This is a genomic window from Streptomyces sp. NPDC005151, assembly GCF_053599875.1.
In genome coordinates this window covers 1-15000 of the sequence record NZ_JBSFYR010000037.1, presented here as the reverse complement: position 1 = coordinate 15000, position 15000 = coordinate 1, and the positions used below count along the sequence as shown (strand labels likewise).

Sequence of the window (15000 nt, the reverse complement as noted above, 5' to 3'; positions counted from 1 at the left end):
AGCATGCTGCTGTGCCTGGCGATTCCGGCTCTGGTCTGGGACCGCGACGGGCGCGGGCTGCACGACCGGCTCTCGCGCGCCGTGCAGGTGCGGATCTGAGAGCGGTCCGACGAGCGGAGATGTGAAGAGGGCGGGCTGCGAACCTCAGTGGTTCGCAGCCCGCCCTCTTGTGCGTCGAGTGTGCGGCGTCAGCGCATCTTGCCGCCGCGCGGCATCCGCATACCCTTCGGCATCGGGCCCTTCGGCAGCGGCATGTTGCTCATCAGGTCGCCCATCGCCCGCAGCCGGTCGTTGGCCGCCGTCACCTGCGGGCCGGTCAGGACCCGCGGCATCTTCAGCATCTTGGTGCGGACCTTCTTCAGCGGCACCTGGCCCTCGTCGTTGCCGACGACGATGTCGTGCACGGGTACGTCCACAAGGATGCGGGCCATCTTCTTCTTCTCGGCCGCCAGCAGGAGCTTGACCCGGTTCGGGTTGCCCTCGCCCACCAGCACGATGCCCGCCTTGCCGACGGCCCGGTGGACGACGTCCTGGCTGCGGTTCATCGCTACCGCCGGAGTCGTGGTCCAGCCGCGGCCCACGCGGTCCAGTACCGCCGCCGCAGCGCCCGGCTGTCCCTCCATCTGCCCGAAGGCCGCCCGCTCGGCACGCCGCCCGAAGACGATCGCCATCGCGAGGAGGGCCAGCACGAAGCCCAGGATGCCCAGGTAGATCGGGTGGTCGATCAAGAAGCCGATGGCGAGGAGGACGCCGAAGGTGACGATTCCCACACCCGCGACGACAAGACCGATCTTGGAGTCGGCCCGCCGGGTCATCTTGTAGGTCAGGGCGATCTGCTTGAGCCGCCCCGCGTTCTCGACGCTGTCCGCGCCGTCAGTGTTTGCCTTCCTCGCCATGCACTGAAGTTTACGTGGCCTAGGAACGGTGGTCGGCCACGGCCTCCAGTACGTACTCGGTCTCGACCCGGTCCTTGGCCCGGCGGCGGTCCTCGAGGACGGCCGTCCAGGCGTTGCGGCGGGCGGTGCGCTGGCCGCTGCTCAGCAGCAGCGACTCGACGGCGCGGAGAGCATCGGTGACGGACGGAATGGCGGTGGCACGTACCGGCACGGCCTGCATCGTGGAAGTCCCCTCGGAACGGATGCGCGGAGTGAGTGGGTTACAGGAGTTGTTTGCGCGGGCTGGAGACGGTGAGCAGTGGCGGCGGCAGCCGTGAAAACCACTGCGCTGCGTGCATCCAGAGTCACTGCTCGGTGTTACCAGCGCATGACCTTTCGGTCAAACACCAATGAAACCTTGATATGGGCGCCGCGCACGCCGACGCGGCCCATACGCGTCCCCGACCTGCGGGGAGCGTATGGGCCGCGTCGATTCAGCCAGTACCGTTCAGTAGCTTCTTGTGCCCGGATTCACACAGTCCGGGGTCAGGCAGTGGGCGCGGTCGTGACCGCGCCGCGCCGCTCGATCGCCTGCTGGAAGAGCCGGCCGGCCCGGTACGAGGAACGGACCAGCGGCCCGGACATCACACCGGAGTAGCCGATCTCGTCGGCCTCCTCCTTCAGCTCCACGAACTCGTGCGGCTTCACCCAGCGCTCGACCGGGTGGTGGCGCACGGAGGGCCGCAGGTACTGCGTGATCGTGATCAGCTCGCAGCCGGCGTCGTACAGGTCCTGGAGCGCCTCGCTCACTTCCTCGCGGGTCTCGCCCATACCGAGGATGAGGTTCGACTTGGTCACCAGACCGGCCTCGCGGGCCCGCGTGATGACCTCCAGGGAACGCTCGTAACGGAAACCGGGGCGGATCCGCTTGAAGATCCGCGGCACCGTCTCGACGTTGTGCGCGAGCACCTCGGGGCGCGAGGAGAAGACCTCGGCCAGCTGCTCGGGCTCCGCGTTGAAGTCGGGGATCAGCAGCTCGACCTTGGTGGCACCGGCCTCGCGCCCCGCCGTCAGCGCGTGGATCTGACGCACGGTCTCCGCGTACAGCCAGGCTCCGCCGTCCTCCAGGTCGTCGCGGGCGACGCCGGTGATCGTGGCGTAGTTCAGGTCCATCGTGACGACCGACTCGCCGACGCGGCGGGGCTCGTCCCGGTCCAGCGCCTGCGGCTTGCCCGTGTCGATCTGACAGAAGTCACAGCGCCGGGTGCATTGGTCACCACCGATGAGGAAGGTGGCCTCACGGTCCTCCCAGCACTCGAAGATGTTCGGGCAGCCGGCCTCCTGGCACACCGTGTGCAGACCCTCGCTCTTCACGAGCTTCTGCAGCTGGTTGTACTCGGGGCCCATCTTCGCCCGGGTTTTGATCCACTCGGGCTTGCGCTCGATGGGGGTCTGGCTGTTCCGGACCTCCAGGCGCAACATCTTGCGCCCGTCGGGTGCGACAGCGGACACGTCCGGCTCCCTACGACTTCGATTCTTCGGCGAACACCAGGGTACGCCCGCTATTTGTGCGGTTGGGGTGTGGCCCTTGCCCCTGGGCAACCAGGGGGTGGGCCGGGCCATTCCCGGGGCCCCAGTCAGGCGAGGCCCGGTCGATCTCCCGCGGGGCGAGCTCCGCGTTCTCCAGGACGTCCTTCAGGTGCTTCTCGACCACCGGCAGCACCTCCGCGATCGTGACGTCGCGGCCCAGCTCGTACGCGAGCGAGGTGACGCCCGCATCGCGGATGCCGCACGGCACGATCCGGTCGAACCAGGTGTTGTCCGGGTTCACGTTCAGCGCGAAGCCGTGCATGGTCACACCCTTGGCGACCCGGATGCCGATCGCCGCCAGCTTGCGGTCCTCGCGGCGCTGACCGGCGTTGGACGGGGCGTACTCGGGGCCGTTCAGCCGCGGGTCGAACTCCTCGTCGTGCAGCCGCGGGTCGAAGTCGAGGGAGAGGCCGCCGAGCGACGGACGCTCCTCGACCGGGTCACCGAGCACCCAGACTCCGCTGCGGCCCTCGACCCGGCTGGTCTCCAGACCGAACTCGGCAGCCGTACGGATCAGCGCGTCCTCCAGCCTGCGGACATGCGCCACGACATCCACCGGGCGCGGCAGCTTCTGGATCGGGTAGCCGACGAGCTGCCCGGGGCCGTGCCAGGTGATCTTTCCGCCGCGGTCCACATCGACGACCGGAGTGCCGTCCAGGGGGCGCTCACTGTCGGTCGTACGTCGTCCCGCCGTGTAGACCGGCGGGTGTTCCAGCAGCAGACAGGTGTCGGGAACCGTGTCCTCGAACCGGGCCGCGTGCACCTCGCGCTGCTTCTGCCAGGCCTCCTGGTAGTCGACGGCTTCCTCGCCGAATCCCAGCCGGACGAACCGAAGCTCACTCACGGAGATGCCTCCCTACTTGCGGTACCGGGAGCCGGGGGTGCCCCGGAACCACGTCACCATGCACTGATTCGCGCCCCGGGCCACTGTACGACCGCCCCGGGAGCGGTGGCCCGGCAGGTTGTTCCCGTCAGCGCCACCCCCAATCCTCACACGATCGGATGAATGTGAAGCGAAGGAGACTGCGGCCGCCGTAGGGCCCGCTAAATTCGCGCCGTTCCATAAGGGCTGCCCGCCCGGCCCCGAAGGCAGGAGACCGTACAGCTGATGTCGGAACGACCTCCGCAGCGCACCCCCAACCGCCAGCTCGCCTCGCTCATCACCGAAGCCGGATTCTCGAACGCCGGTCTCGCCCGCCGGGTGGACCAGCTCGGCCTCGAACACGGCCTGGATCTGCGCTACGACAAGACCTCCGTGACTCGCTGGCTGCGCGGCCAGCAACCGCGCGGGACCACCCCCGCACTGATCGCCGAGGTCTTCACCCGGCGGCTCGGGCGCCGGCTCTCCGCGCAGGACCTGGGCCTCGACGGGTGTGCGCCCGTCTACGCCGGCCTGGAGTTCGCCGCCACTCCGGCCGAGGCGGTGGACATCGTCAGCGGCCTGTGGCGGAAGGACTCGGGCAGCCAGGCGGAGCTGCGTAAGATCGCCTTCACCCCGGCCGGGCTCGTGGTGCCCAGCCGCGACTGGCTGATCGGACGGGCCGACGAGTGGGTCGGGCGGGGGAGCGAGACGGCTGCCCCCGGCGGGGGCAGCGGGACCCAGGCGGCGCCGGTGCTCGGTGCGCAGCGCGGGCCGGTGGGGGCCAACGGGTCCCGTGGTTCGCACGCCGGAGCGCACGCCACGGCCCACGCAGGGGCGCGTGGATTGCACGGGGCGAGCGGGCCCGGGGGCCGATACGGCGCCCGGGGGCCCGCGCCCGCCAGGCCCTCCGGGCCCGCCGCGTCGCCCTCCGCCTCTGCCGGGCCTCCGGTGCACCTCGTGCCGCCGGCAACCGGCGCCCCCGGCGTCCCCCGGCAGCGGCAGACCGACCGCGGATCCGGCCAGAAGGTGAGCAGCGGCGATGTCGCCGCCCTGCGTTCCGTCGGCGAGCTCTTCCGCACCCTCGACAACGCCTACGGCGGCGGCCACGCCCGCCAGGCCCTCGTCCGCTACCTGGAGCACGAGGCCGAGCCGATGCTCCGCGGGACGTACGGGGAGACCACTGGGCGGCGGCTCTTCTCGGCAGCCGCCGATCTGACCCGGCTGGCGGGCTGGACCTCGTACGACATCGCGGCGCACGGTCTCGCCCAGCGCTACTTCGTCCAGGCGCTGCGGCTCGCGCAGGCAGCGGGGGACCGGGCGTACGGCAGTTACGTGCTGATCACCATGAGCCGGCAGGCGGTTTATCTCGGGCACGGCAGGGAAGCCGTCCAGCTGGCGCGCGTCGCCCAGCAGGGCATCGGCTCGTCGGCGCCGCCCGTCGTCCTGGCCCTGCTGCACGCCGTCGAGGCGCGTGGGCACGGCGTGCTCGGCGAGGCCAGGACCTGCACGGCCTCGCTGGCGCGGGCGGAACGCGCGCTGGAGACCGCCCGGCCCGGGGACGACGTACCGTACTGGGCGCGCTACTTCGACGAGGCGCAGCTCGCCGACGAGTTCGGGCACTGCCACCGCGATCTGCAGCAGTACCGGGCCGCCGCCCAGCACGCGGAGCGCTCGCTGCAGTTGCGCGCCCCGGGGTACGCCCGGAGCAGGCTGTTCTGCCGGGTGGTGCTGGCGTCCGCCCGGCTCGGGCTCGGTGAGCTCGACCAGGCGTGCCTGCTCGGCGCGGAGGCGGCCCAGCAGGCGGCGGAGATGCGGTCGGTTCGGGCGACGGAGTACGTACGGGACTTCGAGCGTCGCCTTGAGCCGTACCGGGACGCGGCTGCGGTACGCGGATACCGGGACCGGGTCGCGGCCCTCGGGTGATTTTTCCCGCGTGACCACGGATGACGCTGCCGCGTGACTCCTGCGCCCGACGGAACGGGTGGTGGCCCGGACCGGGAGCGATCGGTCCGGGCCACCACCCGTTTCGGCAGGGCTCTCTCAGTGCCCGCGCACCTCGACCTCCGCCAGCGACAGCGGGTTGGTGCCGGAGGTCAGTTGCACGCGGACGTACCTGCCGGAGGTGCCCGCCGGGAGCTGCACGGTGGACGGCCGTCCGGCCTGACCGGTGACATGGACCGCCGTCACACCGGGTGCGGTCCGTGCCGCATCGAGTCCGTCGGCCGTGATCGGGGTGTCCGAGGCCAGGACCCAGAAGTCCTTCAGCCGGTCGGAGCAGCAGTCGGTGCGGTTCCAGATGTCGACTGCGGACAGTGACTTCGAGGCGCCCAGGTCGACCTGCCACCACGCCTGCGACGCGGGCTCCGCGGTGTGGGTCACCGAGCCCGACCCGAAGGAGCCGTCGGTGTTCCCGTCGACGGCGCGGGAGGCAGGGGCGTCCCACGCGGTGCTCTTCTGGGTGGCCGGCTTGTTACGGGCGAGGTTCTCCGGGGCCACCGTGACCTTGACCGCCGTGGTGGTCGTGAGAGGGCCGTGGCGCAGGGTGATGTTCACGCTGTACGTACCGGGGGCCGCCGAAGCGGGCGGCGTCACGGTGAACGGGACCTTCGCGTCCGCGCCCGGCGACAGCGGGTCCACGCGGGTGGCCGCCGGGGTGACGGTCCACCCCTCGGGTCCGGACAGTCCGATCCCGGTCCCGGAGGCACGCGTGCGGGCGGTGTTGGTGAGGGTCAGGGTGCCGTCGGCGGCGCGTCCGGGGTTGAGCTCCTTCGGCAGTTCGGTCCTCGTGCGGACGAGGGTGTTCACCCCCGGGGTGGTGACCTTGAAGACGTACGCGCTCGTGCTCCTGGTGGCCGACGCCCCGTCCTTCGGCGTCTCGACGATCACGCGGCCTGCGGAGTCCTTGTGCCAGGGCAGCGCGCTGCCATCAGAACCGAGCAGCGTGATACGGGAGTCGGCGGTGACGGGCGTGTCGGCGCCGAGGGTGAGTTCGGCGCCGGGCCACTCCAGCGCGGTCGCGTACAGCGTGCCGTCCTTCACCGTGTAGCGGATCTTGTCGTCTCCGGTCGGCTCGTCGGCGTGGTGCCAGTAGGTCGTCCCGTAGATCGCCTCGCCGTTGATCTTCAGCCAGGCTCCGATGTCGAGCAGCCGCCGCTGCTGGATCTCGGGGATGGTGCCGTCGGCGCGCGGGCCGATGTCGAGCAGCAGATTGCCGTTCTTGCTGACGATGTCGGTGAGCGAGTCGATCAGCTGGTCGGAGGTGAGGTGGTCCTCCTCGGGCTCGTTCTGGTTGTAGCCGTAGGAGTGCGCGATGCCCCGGCTCGCCTCCCACTTGTCCGGGTCGATGTCCGGCTTGACCGTGTACTCGGGTGTCTGGAAGTCGAGTTCCCTGCTGTCCAGCGCACCGGTCTCGATCTTGCAGCGGTTGGCGACCGCGACTTCCTTCGGGTGCGCCCGGTTCTTCGCGCGGTTGTAGTAGTCGGCGATGACGGGCGCGGTCTTCCAGTACGACGCGGGTTCGTCCCACTGCCCGTCGCACCAGATGATGTCGGGATCGTACTGGTCGACCAGCTCGTTCAGCTGCGGGACCATGTAGTCGCCCACGTAGTCCTTGACCGACGGGGCGCCGGTGTACGGGACTTCGGCGCCGGTGTACGGGTTGCGGACCGGGCTGCCGGTGTAGGACGGGTTGTACCACTCGTACAGCGAGTAGTAGAAGCCCGCCTTCAGCTGCCCGCCCTCGGTGTCCTTGCGTGCCGCCTTGAACAGGTCGCCCGCCAGGTCGCGCTTCGGGCCAAGGTCCACGGTGTCGCGGCCGCTGACCTTGCTGTCGAACAGTGCGACGCCTTCATGGTGCTTGGAGGTCAGCACGAAGTATTTGGCACCGGCGTCCTTGAACAGCTTCACCCAGGCCTCCGGGTCGTACTTCTCGGCCTTCCACTGGCCGATGAAGTCGTCGTAGTTCGCGGCCGTGCCGTAGGTGTCCTTCTGGTGGGTGTTGGTGGCGCTGCCCTTGCTGTTCATGTAGTACCAGTACCACTCGGCGTAGCTGCCGCGCGGGCCCCAGGCGGGCACCGAATAGGCGCCCCAGTGGATGAAGATGCCGAACTTGTCGTCGTTGAACCACGTCGGCGTGGGGTGGCTGTTGAGGGACTCCACCGTCGGCTCGTAGTCCTTCGACGTGGGTTCGGGCGAGGCGGAGGCCGGGGTGGTCAGGAGGCCGGCGAGGGCTGCCAAAGCCGTCGCTCCGACGAGTCTGGTACGGGTACGGGTACGGGTACGGGTACGGGTACGGGCATGGGTGCGAGTGCGGGTCACTGCGGGTTCCCTTCGGGTCATCGGTCGTAGTGCGCGTAGTCGGCCCGGACCTGTTCGGGGCTCAACGCCTCGTCCCAGGTGGTGACTTCGTCGAGATCTCCGCGCAGCCCGGCCTTCTCGGTGCCGATCGAGCGCAGCGGGAGCGGGATGGAGGCGTCGACCGTGCCGACGCGCTCGCCGTTCGCAGACAGGGTGGTGCGGCCCATGGGCGGCCCTGGGGCGGCCGTTGTGGTGCCTGTGCTCGATGCGGGTTCGTCCGGAGGCTCGTTCGCCACCGCGATGGAAGTGATAGATCCGATGACTAGAGCTAAGAGGGGCGGCGGAACGGGCATGACTCGGCGCACTACGGGTCTCCTGAAGTCTGGTTGCGCCAGGACCGTAGCGGTAAGTGTGTCGTACGACAAGGGTGTTTGCGGGAGTGGTGTGGACCACTCCCGAAAGTGGGAGGTGGGGCGAGAGATCCGATCTGTAAGAGGTGTTGAGGGTTGGGATCGGCCGGTCCGGGGCAGGATGCGCGCGGGCGGACTCAGGCCGCTTCGCGCAGCTCCGCCTCCAGGTGGCCGGGCCGGATGCCCAGATCGCCGAGGATGGCGTGCGCCGCGCGACGGCCCGAGAACAGGGCGCCCTGCACCGTGCTCGTGTCCCGGTGGTCGCCGCACACATACAGCCCGGCGAGCAGCCTGACCGGGCGGCGCAGATCGTGCGGGGGCAGCATGGCAGGGACCGCCTCAGGGTCGTGGTGGGCGGCCAGCAGTTCCCAGTCGCCTGTTGGGGTGCTGTACAACGCGGCGAGATGGGTGCGGACCGAGCGGTCGAGATCGGGCGGCGGGGTGCCGAGCACCGTCGACGTGATCAGGGTCCGGCCGTGCGGGGCGCGCGAGGGGTCGACCTCGCTCATCACGCAGGTGTGGGCCACCGGGCCCGAGCGGTCGGCGTCCAGCAGCAGTGAGGCGCCGGTCGGCGGGGGAGCGGGGGCGGTGTGGTGCAGGACCGTCACCGGATGGAAGGACGGCACCCGAAGACCGGGCAGCAGCTCGGCGGCGGCGCTCGCACCGGTGGCCAGCAGCAGGGAACGACAGCCCAGTTCACCGTGTTCCTTGGTGCGTACGGAGGTGATGTCGGCGGCGGTGACATGGACGCCGGTCCGCACGGTGCCGGGCGGCAGGGCCGCCGCCAGCAGCTCGGGCAGCGTGGCCGAGCCGCCGGACGGTACGCACAGCCGGCCGCGCGCGTAGCTGCGCAGGGCGAGATCGGCGCATCGGCTCGATGTGGTGAGCCCGGGGTCACTGAGCAGCGCGGCGAGCAGCGGGCGCAGGAAGCCGTTGACCGTACGGGAGGGCAGGCCGCGGGTGGACAGGGCGGCGAGCGCGGTCCGCTCCGGCCGGGCCAGGATGCGGGCGGCCGGGGTGGTCGCGAGGCGGGCGAGGGCCGCGCCGAGCCTGGCCTGGTCGATCGGCCCGCCCATCGGCGGGCGGGGGGCGCTCGCCAGGGCGCGCGCCGCCTTGAATGCGCCCCGTGCGCTCCGTACCTGGCGCGCATCGCCGGTCCGGTACTGGCGGCCCTCGCTGTGGACGAGGACCCCCGGAGCGAAGCTCCGCAGCAGGAGCCCTTCGAGGCCGGGCGCGGCGCGCAGTTCCGGATACGAGGTGTTGAGGAGCGGGCCGATGTGATCGAGCCGGAACCCGTCCACCTTCTCGGTGGTCATCCGGCCGCCGACGCGTGGGCCGGCCTCCAGGACGCTGACGCTGACCCCTGCACTGGTCAATTGATGGGCTGCTGACAGGCCGGCGATCCCGGCACCGATGATGACGACGTCCGCGTGGTGTGCCGTGCTGAGCACGTGCCCCTCCCCGAGTCGGCGCAACTGCTGGGAGGCTCTTGCCCCCAACATGCCCCCGGAATGCCCGAGTTCGCCACGAGGCTAGGAGGGGTCCGGTGCGGGCGCAGTCGCGCGCGGCCCGGGGCACCGTTGCACGGGGTCGCACACTCGTGTGATTCGACTGTGCGTGGTCAGTGCAGCGCCGCGCGAATGGCGCCGTCGATGCCGGGGAAGGCGAAGGTGAACCCCGAGTCCAGCAGCCGTGCGGGTAGTACCCGTTGGCTGCCCAGCACGTCCTCCGCGAAGTCCCCGAGGGCGATCCGGAGTGCGGGCGCCGGGACGGAGAACAGCGTCGGACGGTGCAGCACGCGCCCCATCGCCGCTGTCACCTCGGCGTTGGTCACGGGGCCGGGGCCGGTCAGGTTCACCGGTCCGGACAGCGACTCCGTGTCGAGGAGGTGCCGCAGGGCCGCGATGTGGTCGTGCAGCGCGATGAAGCTCCAGTACTGGCGCCCGCTGCCGAGCCGCCCGCCGAGCCCCGCCCGGAACAGCGGGAACAGCCGCCCCCAGGCCCCGCCCTCCCGGGCGACGACCAGGCCCGTGCGCGCGTACACCGTCCGGATGCCTGCCGCCGCCGCCGGAGCCGCGGCAGCCTCCCAGTCCACGCAGACGGACGGCAGGAAGCCCGTGCCGTGCGGCGCGCTCTCGTCGACCGCGCGGTCCCCGGTGTCGCCGTAGTAGCCGATGGCCGACCCGCAGAGCAGTACCTTCGGCGGTACGTCGAGGGAGGCCACCGTCTCGGCGATCGCCGCCGTGCCCAGCACCCGGCTGTCCCGGATCTCCCGCTTGTACTCCTGCGTCCAGCGGTGGTCGCCGACCCCGGCGCCGGCGAGATGGACGACGGCGTCGCAGCCGACCAGGCCCGCCCCGTCGACGTAACCCCGCTTCGGGTCCCACTCGACCTCGTCCCCGGCGCGCGCCGGGTGCCGGACGAGGCGCACGACCTCGTGTCCGTCGGCCCGCAGTGAGCGCACCAGCGCGGCTCCGATGAGTCCGGTGGATCCGGTGACAGCGATACGGGAGTACACCATGGCCCCATCCTGCCGCAGCGGCGTACGGGGTGCCTCGCCCCGGTCACTCGTCAAGCCCGAATCACTCGAACAGCAGTTGCAGGGCGACATCCCGGTAGTGGTGCACTATGCCGCAGGGCGCAGACCGTCGCCGCCTCGCTGTCCGCAGGGGTGATGGCGGCGTCACACCGATCGCGGCCGGCTTCCTCGTCGGCGCCACCGGCTCGTACACCTGGGCGCCCCTCGTCCACGGCCGACGACTTCCGCCGCCGCTTCCCGTTCGGCTCCGCCGGGCGCCCGGCAGATATGCGATGACGTGACCGGGCGGGTCGTGGCACAGTGGCGCCCATGCCTGAGCTCCGCACCCGCACCGTGCGCCCCGCCGTTCTCTCCGACGACACCGCTCTCGGGGAGCTCGACCGGGCCACGTGGTCGACCCTCCACGCCGTAACGCCGCGGCCGCACCCGCCGTACGAGCCGTTCTTCAACGACCGCAACCGGCCCGAGCAACTGCTCGTGGCCGAGGCGAAGGATCCGGCGGGTGAGATACGCATCGCCGGCTACATCCAGGTCGTCGCGCCGACCCCGCTCGCCTGCAACACGCATGTGCGACAGATACAGGGCCTCGCCGTGGCCGACTGGGCGCGCGGCAGCGGTGTCGCCACAGGGCTGCTGCGGGCCGCGTTCGCGCTGGCCCGCAACGAGGGGGCGAACCGGATGACGCTGCGGGTGCTCGCGCACAACGCGCCCGCCCGGGCGCTGTACGAGTCGGAGGGGTTCGTCGTCGAGGGGGCGCTGCCGGGCGAGTTCTTCCTGGCCGGGCGCTACGTCGACGACGTGATGATGGGCCGCTCGCTCGCCCTGTGACGACTTAGAGCGACCGGCAAATGGATCACTTGAGGCGGCGTGTGGTGGGACGCTGATCCCAGCGGTAGTGAATGGTGGCGTGGCGGATCAGCATACGGAGAGTGACGAGCGCTGCGGCCAGGTGGAGGTAGAACTCGACGACGGTGCTGTTCTTCTTGGTGCAGCGTCGTAGCTTGCCGTAGCTGTTCATCCACGAGTGCGTTCGTTCCACGACCCACCGCTTGCCGGCCTGGATCGGGGCGGGCACGCCTTTGCGGGCGATCTCACCGGTGAAGCCCAACTCCCGGAGCAGAGCGCGGGACGTGCTGCTGTCATAGCCCCGGTCGAGGTTGACGTTCACGTCGTCCGGCAGTGGCCCGACCTGGTCCATGGCTGCGTGGAGAGTTGGTCCGAGCAGCGGCGAGTCGTGGCGGTTGGCTCCCGCCGCTACCAGGCCGAGCGGGACGCCGCGGGCATCAGTAGCGACCGAGCGTTTCAGGCCCTGCTTTCCGCAATCCACCGGGGACCGGCCCGCACTCTGGCCGCCACATGGGGCCTTGGTGATGCAACCATCCACGGACATCTCGGACAGTTCCAGGCCGATCATCCGGTCGTACGCTTCCAGAGCGAGAACGTGCACCACTTCGGATATCCCCTGCTCAGCCCACTCTTTGACACGTCGACGTATGGTCCGGTCAGAGCATCCGGGGCTGGAGACCCGTTCGTAGCCCGAGCCGTGGACCAAAGCGAGCACCACGTGCTCGAACACAGTCCGGTCAGGGACACGGCGGCGGTGGCAGCCAAGCGGGTGGCCCGCGTCGAACTCCTCCCGAGCGGGCACGAGCGCCACGAACTGGTTCCAGAGGGGTTCGAGCAGGCAAGAAGGCAGTGCGGGCACGGCTGTCCTTCGCGATCACTGAGCGTAGAGAACTCCATGATCACGTGGACCCGTGCCCGTCAACACCGTTGCGTTTACGTCCGTGAGCGGCTCGCAAGCCCGTGCTCGAAGAACGTGACGGTGGTGTGGATGGTGTAGTTCTGGCTGGTCGTGGGGTGTTGTCCGGCGTTCGGCCCGTACTTGCTGGTGGGGTTCTTCCGGGTGCGGGCCTTGACGCGGTGCCGGTGGCGGGCGGGGTGCAGGGCGTCGAGGACGGCCCGGCCGATGGTGCCGAGGAGGTCGGCGGGTCCGGTCGGGGGCAGGATCGCGGTCGCGGTGGTGACGGTGTCGGCGGCGGTGGTCTGCAGGACGGTGAAGCTGATGCGGTCCATGTCCAGGCCGGGCCGGGTGCAGGCGGTGTCGGCGGCGGCGCGGATCAGGGCCTGGTAGGTGGTGAGCAGGGCGTAGACCTCTGGGTCGAGGCCGGTCGGGCTGCGGGAGCGCAGGACACGGCCGTCCAGCATGGTTGCCTTGATCGAGAAGTACGTCGTCTCCGACTGCCACCGCTCGTGGTAGAGATCCACGAGCCCGGCGGCTGGGTGGGCGGCCGGGTCGAGGAGGCTGGTGAGCAGGCGCCACTGTTCGGTGCGGACGGTGCCATCGGCCAGGGTCACGGTGATGGACGCCTCGATGACGCGGACGGTCAGCAGGACGGGCAGGACGCCGTAGCCGATCCGGGCCAGGCAGGAGCCGTCGCCCAGGTGCCGGAAGGGGGTGGGTATCCGGCGGGCGGAGGAGCGCACCAGGAACTGGGCGCCGGTGGCCTGGACGTCCCGGGCGAACTCGGCTCCATCGAAGCCGGCATCGGCCAGCAGGAGCATCGTGCGGTCCGGCACACTCAACAGGCGGCCTGTGTAGGTGAGTTCGCCGTCACTCTCGGGGCCGAACGCGGTGGCCAGCACGGCACGGGTGCCGCACTCGACCAGGACTACGAGTCGTAGCAGCGGGTAGCCGAACTCCACGCTCTCGCCCGCTCGCTTGGGATAGCGCCAGGTGAGCGCCTCCTCATCGGGCACGTGCAGCAAGGTGCCGTCCACGGCCACGGTCCGAAGCCCTCGATAGAACGAACCGGCCTGCCCGAGGTGGGCGACGGGCCCGGCGAGGATCTCGAACAGCCGCCGCAGCGGTGCCGCTCCTATGCGCCGTCGGGCCCTGGACAGCGAGGAGACCGCCGGACGCACCAACGGCCATCCCTCCAGCCCCGCCGTCAGCTTGCCCCACACGCCCCGATAGGAGCAGTCCTCGAACAGGGCCAGCGCGAGGACGAAGTAGACCACCACCCGGGACGGCAGCAGCCGCAGCCTCTTCTCACGTGACCCGGTCTCCTCAACCACCGTGTCCACCAGTACGAAGTCCACGATCTGGGTCAACTCGCCCAAGTGGCCGGGCGCGTACACACCCCCGGCCGCCTCGATCGTGCGCGTGATGACAGACTTCTCCTGCAACGGGACTCCCGATGATCTTCTTGCTCGACACAAGCTGATCTATCAGGACGTCCCGTTGCGTCATTCACCAGGGCTTGACCGGCGACTCCAGACTCAAACGCAACGGTGTTGCCGTGGCCGTTCTGATGCTCCGCCACCTCCAGGGCGCCTATTGCCGGTCGGTCTTACGGCCGCACCCACGACAGGGAGTGGGCTCCCGACGCCCTGTCGTGGGTGCGGCCGTTACCGCCTCACCCCTTGAACAGTCGCATGCCGCCCATGAGTTCATGCAGGCAGCGCACCGCGAGAACGGCGGGGGAGCCGGGCCCCGTCGTCGGCGCGTCCGTGACCGCCCAGGCCTCCAGCGCCACCCGCACCGCGTCCGTGGCAGCCGCAGCGGCCAGCCGGACCTCCAGCGGGTCCGCCACGTACGACACCGCTGTGGCGGGCGGCGTCGCGCAGAGACTCACCACCGCTGTCCTTGACATCTCGGACGAGGCCGCGGTCCGGGCCGGTGTCGTTGACGCCGTGGCCGCGCTCGGCGGCCTCGACGTACTGGTCAACGCGGCGGGCATCCTGCGCTCGGAGCACACGCACAGGACTTCGCTGGAGTTCTTCAACAAGATCCTCGCGGTCAACCTCACCGGCACGTTCCTGATGATCCGTGAGGCGATACCGGCGCTGCTGGCGGGCGACAAGCCGGTCGTCGTGAACTTCTCGTCGACCTCGGCGAGCTTCGCGCACCCCTATATGTCGGCGTACGCGGCGAGCAAGGGCGGCATCCAGTCGATGACGCACGCGCTGGCGAGCGAGTACAGCAAGCAGGGTCTGCGCGTCGTCGCCGTCGCACCCGGATCGATCTCCTCCGACATGACCAGCGGCAACGGCCCGGGGCTGCCGGCCGACGCGGACATGTCGCTCTTCATGAAGCTGCCCCCGGCGCTGGGTGAAGGCTTCGCCAGCCCTGACACGGTGGCGGGCGTCGTCGCGATGCTGGGCTCCGAGGACGGTGCCTTCATCACGGGTACGGAGATCCGCGTCGACGGCGGCACCCACTTGTCAACTACTCGGCCGTAAACGACCGGGCTTGCTGACTCGGTTCGATACGGTCCCGCTTATGCTCCCGACTGCCCCCTACGACAGGGTGGTCACGGGTCACATCTACCGCTCCCGGTTCAGGCCGGGAGCGGATCGGGCATGTTGACGAATACCCACGCCGAGCGTGCGCGGTTGCGCACGTTGATCCCGGCGACGTGGTCG

General features: G+C 70.3%; 15 protein-coding genes (1 of these 15 only partly in view). 4 read left to right on the top strand and 11 right to left on the bottom strand.

The window, feature by feature from the left end; all coding sequences use genetic code 11:
- Window positions 1-99: the final stretch of an RDD family protein gene (locus ACWD6R_RS20760; protein ID WP_451820040.1), read on the top strand. 369 nt of this gene lie to the left of the window's left edge; 99 of the gene's 468 nt are visible here — the last part of the coding sequence; its start codon lies off the left edge, out of view; the stop codon is at window positions 97-99.
- A gap of 89 nt (window positions 100-188) precedes the next feature.
- Here ACWD6R_RS20760 and ACWD6R_RS20755 read toward each other — a convergent pair whose 3' ends face one another.
- The 4 genes from ACWD6R_RS20755 to lipB all read right to left on the bottom strand — a co-directional run bounded on the left by ACWD6R_RS20755 (window position 189) and on the right by lipB (window position 3309).
- Window positions 189-896 (bottom strand): DUF4191 domain-containing protein, encoded by a 708-nt coding sequence (locus ACWD6R_RS20755; RefSeq protein WP_393309841.1) that lies wholly within the window; start codon window positions 894-896, stop codon window positions 189-191.
- Between the two features lie 19 nt (window positions 897-915).
- Window positions 916-1116 (bottom strand): SCO2195 family GlnR-regulated protein, encoded by a 201-nt coding sequence (locus ACWD6R_RS20750; RefSeq protein WP_037693926.1) that lies wholly within the window; start codon window positions 1114-1116, stop codon window positions 916-918.
- Window positions 1117-1421: 305 nt separating this feature from the next.
- Entirely contained in the window at window positions 1422-2387 is a 966-nt protein-coding gene (gene lipA, locus ACWD6R_RS20745) for a lipoyl synthase (RefSeq protein WP_451820039.1), read from the bottom strand.
- Window positions 2388-2397: 10 nt separating this feature from the next.
- The gene (gene lipB / locus ACWD6R_RS20740; protein ID WP_451820038.1) at window positions 2398-3309 is read right to left on the bottom strand and encodes a lipoyl(octanoyl) transferase LipB; all 912 of its coding nucleotides are present in this window, start codon (window positions 3307-3309) and stop codon (window positions 2398-2400) included.
- A gap of 264 nt (window positions 3310-3573) precedes the next feature.
- Between lipB and ACWD6R_RS20735 the strand changes: the two genes are divergently transcribed.
- Entirely contained in the window at window positions 3574-5250 is a 1677-nt protein-coding gene (locus ACWD6R_RS20735; protein ID WP_451820037.1) for a regulator, read from the top strand.
- A gap of 117 nt (window positions 5251-5367) precedes the next feature.
- On the opposite strand, the gene ACWD6R_RS20730 is transcribed toward ACWD6R_RS20735, so the two are convergent.
- The 4 genes from ACWD6R_RS20730 to ACWD6R_RS20715 form a co-directional block, all read right to left on the bottom strand.
- Window positions 5368-7644, bottom strand: coding sequence for an alpha-L-fucosidase (locus tag ACWD6R_RS20730; RefSeq protein WP_451820036.1), 2277 nt, complete (start codon window positions 7642-7644; stop codon window positions 5368-5370).
- 17 nt (window positions 7645-7661) lie between these two features.
- A complete protein-coding gene (locus ACWD6R_RS20725) occupies window positions 7662-7850 on the bottom strand; it encodes a hypothetical protein (protein ID WP_451820035.1) in 189 nt (62 codons plus the stop codon).
- Between the two features lie 320 nt (window positions 7851-8170).
- A complete protein-coding gene (locus tag ACWD6R_RS20720; protein WP_451820034.1) occupies window positions 8171-9484 on the bottom strand; it encodes an NAD(P)/FAD-dependent oxidoreductase in 1314 nt (437 codons plus the stop codon).
- Between the two features lie 170 nt (window positions 9485-9654).
- Window positions 9655-10554 carry a TIGR01777 family oxidoreductase gene (locus tag ACWD6R_RS20715; RefSeq protein WP_451820033.1) on the bottom strand — a complete coding sequence of 300 codons (900 nt, stop codon included), beginning with the start codon at window positions 10552-10554 and terminating at the stop codon, window positions 9655-9657.
- A 327-nt stretch (window positions 10555-10881) separates the two neighbouring features.
- Between ACWD6R_RS20715 and ACWD6R_RS20710 the strand changes: the two genes are divergently transcribed.
- The gene (locus tag ACWD6R_RS20710) at window positions 10882-11400 is read left to right on the top strand and encodes an N-acetyltransferase family protein (protein ID WP_451820032.1); all 519 of its coding nucleotides are present in this window, start codon (window positions 10882-10884) and stop codon (window positions 11398-11400) included.
- A 25-nt stretch (window positions 11401-11425) separates the two neighbouring features.
- Here the strand turns inward: ACWD6R_RS20710 and ACWD6R_RS20705 are convergent, their stop codons facing one another.
- From ACWD6R_RS20705 to ACWD6R_RS20695, 3 genes are all read right to left on the bottom strand, one after another.
- Complete coding sequence (locus tag ACWD6R_RS20705) at window positions 11426-12277, bottom strand: IS5 family transposase (protein WP_451820031.1); 852 nt, start codon at window positions 12275-12277, stop codon at window positions 11426-11428.
- 74 nt (window positions 12278-12351) lie between these two features.
- Window positions 12352-13761 carry an IS4 family transposase gene (locus tag ACWD6R_RS20700; protein ID WP_451820030.1) on the bottom strand — a complete coding sequence of 470 codons (1410 nt, stop codon included), beginning with the start codon at window positions 13759-13761 and terminating at the stop codon, window positions 12352-12354.
- A 230-nt stretch (window positions 13762-13991) separates the two neighbouring features.
- On the bottom strand, window positions 13992-14168 hold the full coding sequence (locus ACWD6R_RS20695; protein ID WP_451820079.1) for a hypothetical protein: 177 nt from the start codon (window positions 14166-14168) through the stop codon (window positions 13992-13994).
- Between ACWD6R_RS20695 and ACWD6R_RS20690 the strand changes: the two genes are divergently transcribed.
- Window positions 14086-14817: an SDR family NAD(P)-dependent oxidoreductase gene (locus ACWD6R_RS20690; protein ID WP_451820076.1), complete on the top strand. Its 732-nt coding sequence runs from the start codon at window positions 14086-14088 to the stop codon at window positions 14815-14817. The two genes, ACWD6R_RS20695 and ACWD6R_RS20690, sit on opposite strands and share 83 nt — an antisense overlap.
- Window positions 14818-15000 lie beyond the last annotated feature (183 nt).

Coding starts and splice junctions, on each gene's coding strand:
- ACWD6R_RS20755 (WP_393309841.1), bottom strand. CDS start 896: ATGGCGAGGAAGGCAAACACTGACGGCGCGGACAGCGTCGAGAACGCG.
- ACWD6R_RS20750 (WP_037693926.1), bottom strand. CDS start 1,116: ATGCAGGCCGTGCCGGTACGTGCCACCGCCATTCCGTCCGTCACCGAT.
- ACWD6R_RS20735 (WP_451820037.1), top strand. CDS start 3,574: ATGTCGGAACGACCTCCGCAGCGCACCCCCAACCGCCAGCTCGCCTCG.
- ACWD6R_RS20725 (WP_451820035.1), bottom strand. CDS start 7,850: ATGGGCCGCACCACCCTGTCTGCGAACGGCGAGCGCGTCGGCACGGTC.
- ACWD6R_RS20715 (WP_451820033.1), bottom strand. CDS start 10,554: ATGGTGTACTCCCGTATCGCTGTCACCGGATCCACCGGACTCATCGGA.
- ACWD6R_RS20710 (WP_451820032.1), top strand. CDS start 10,882: ATGCCTGAGCTCCGCACCCGCACCGTGCGCCCCGCCGTTCTCTCCGAC.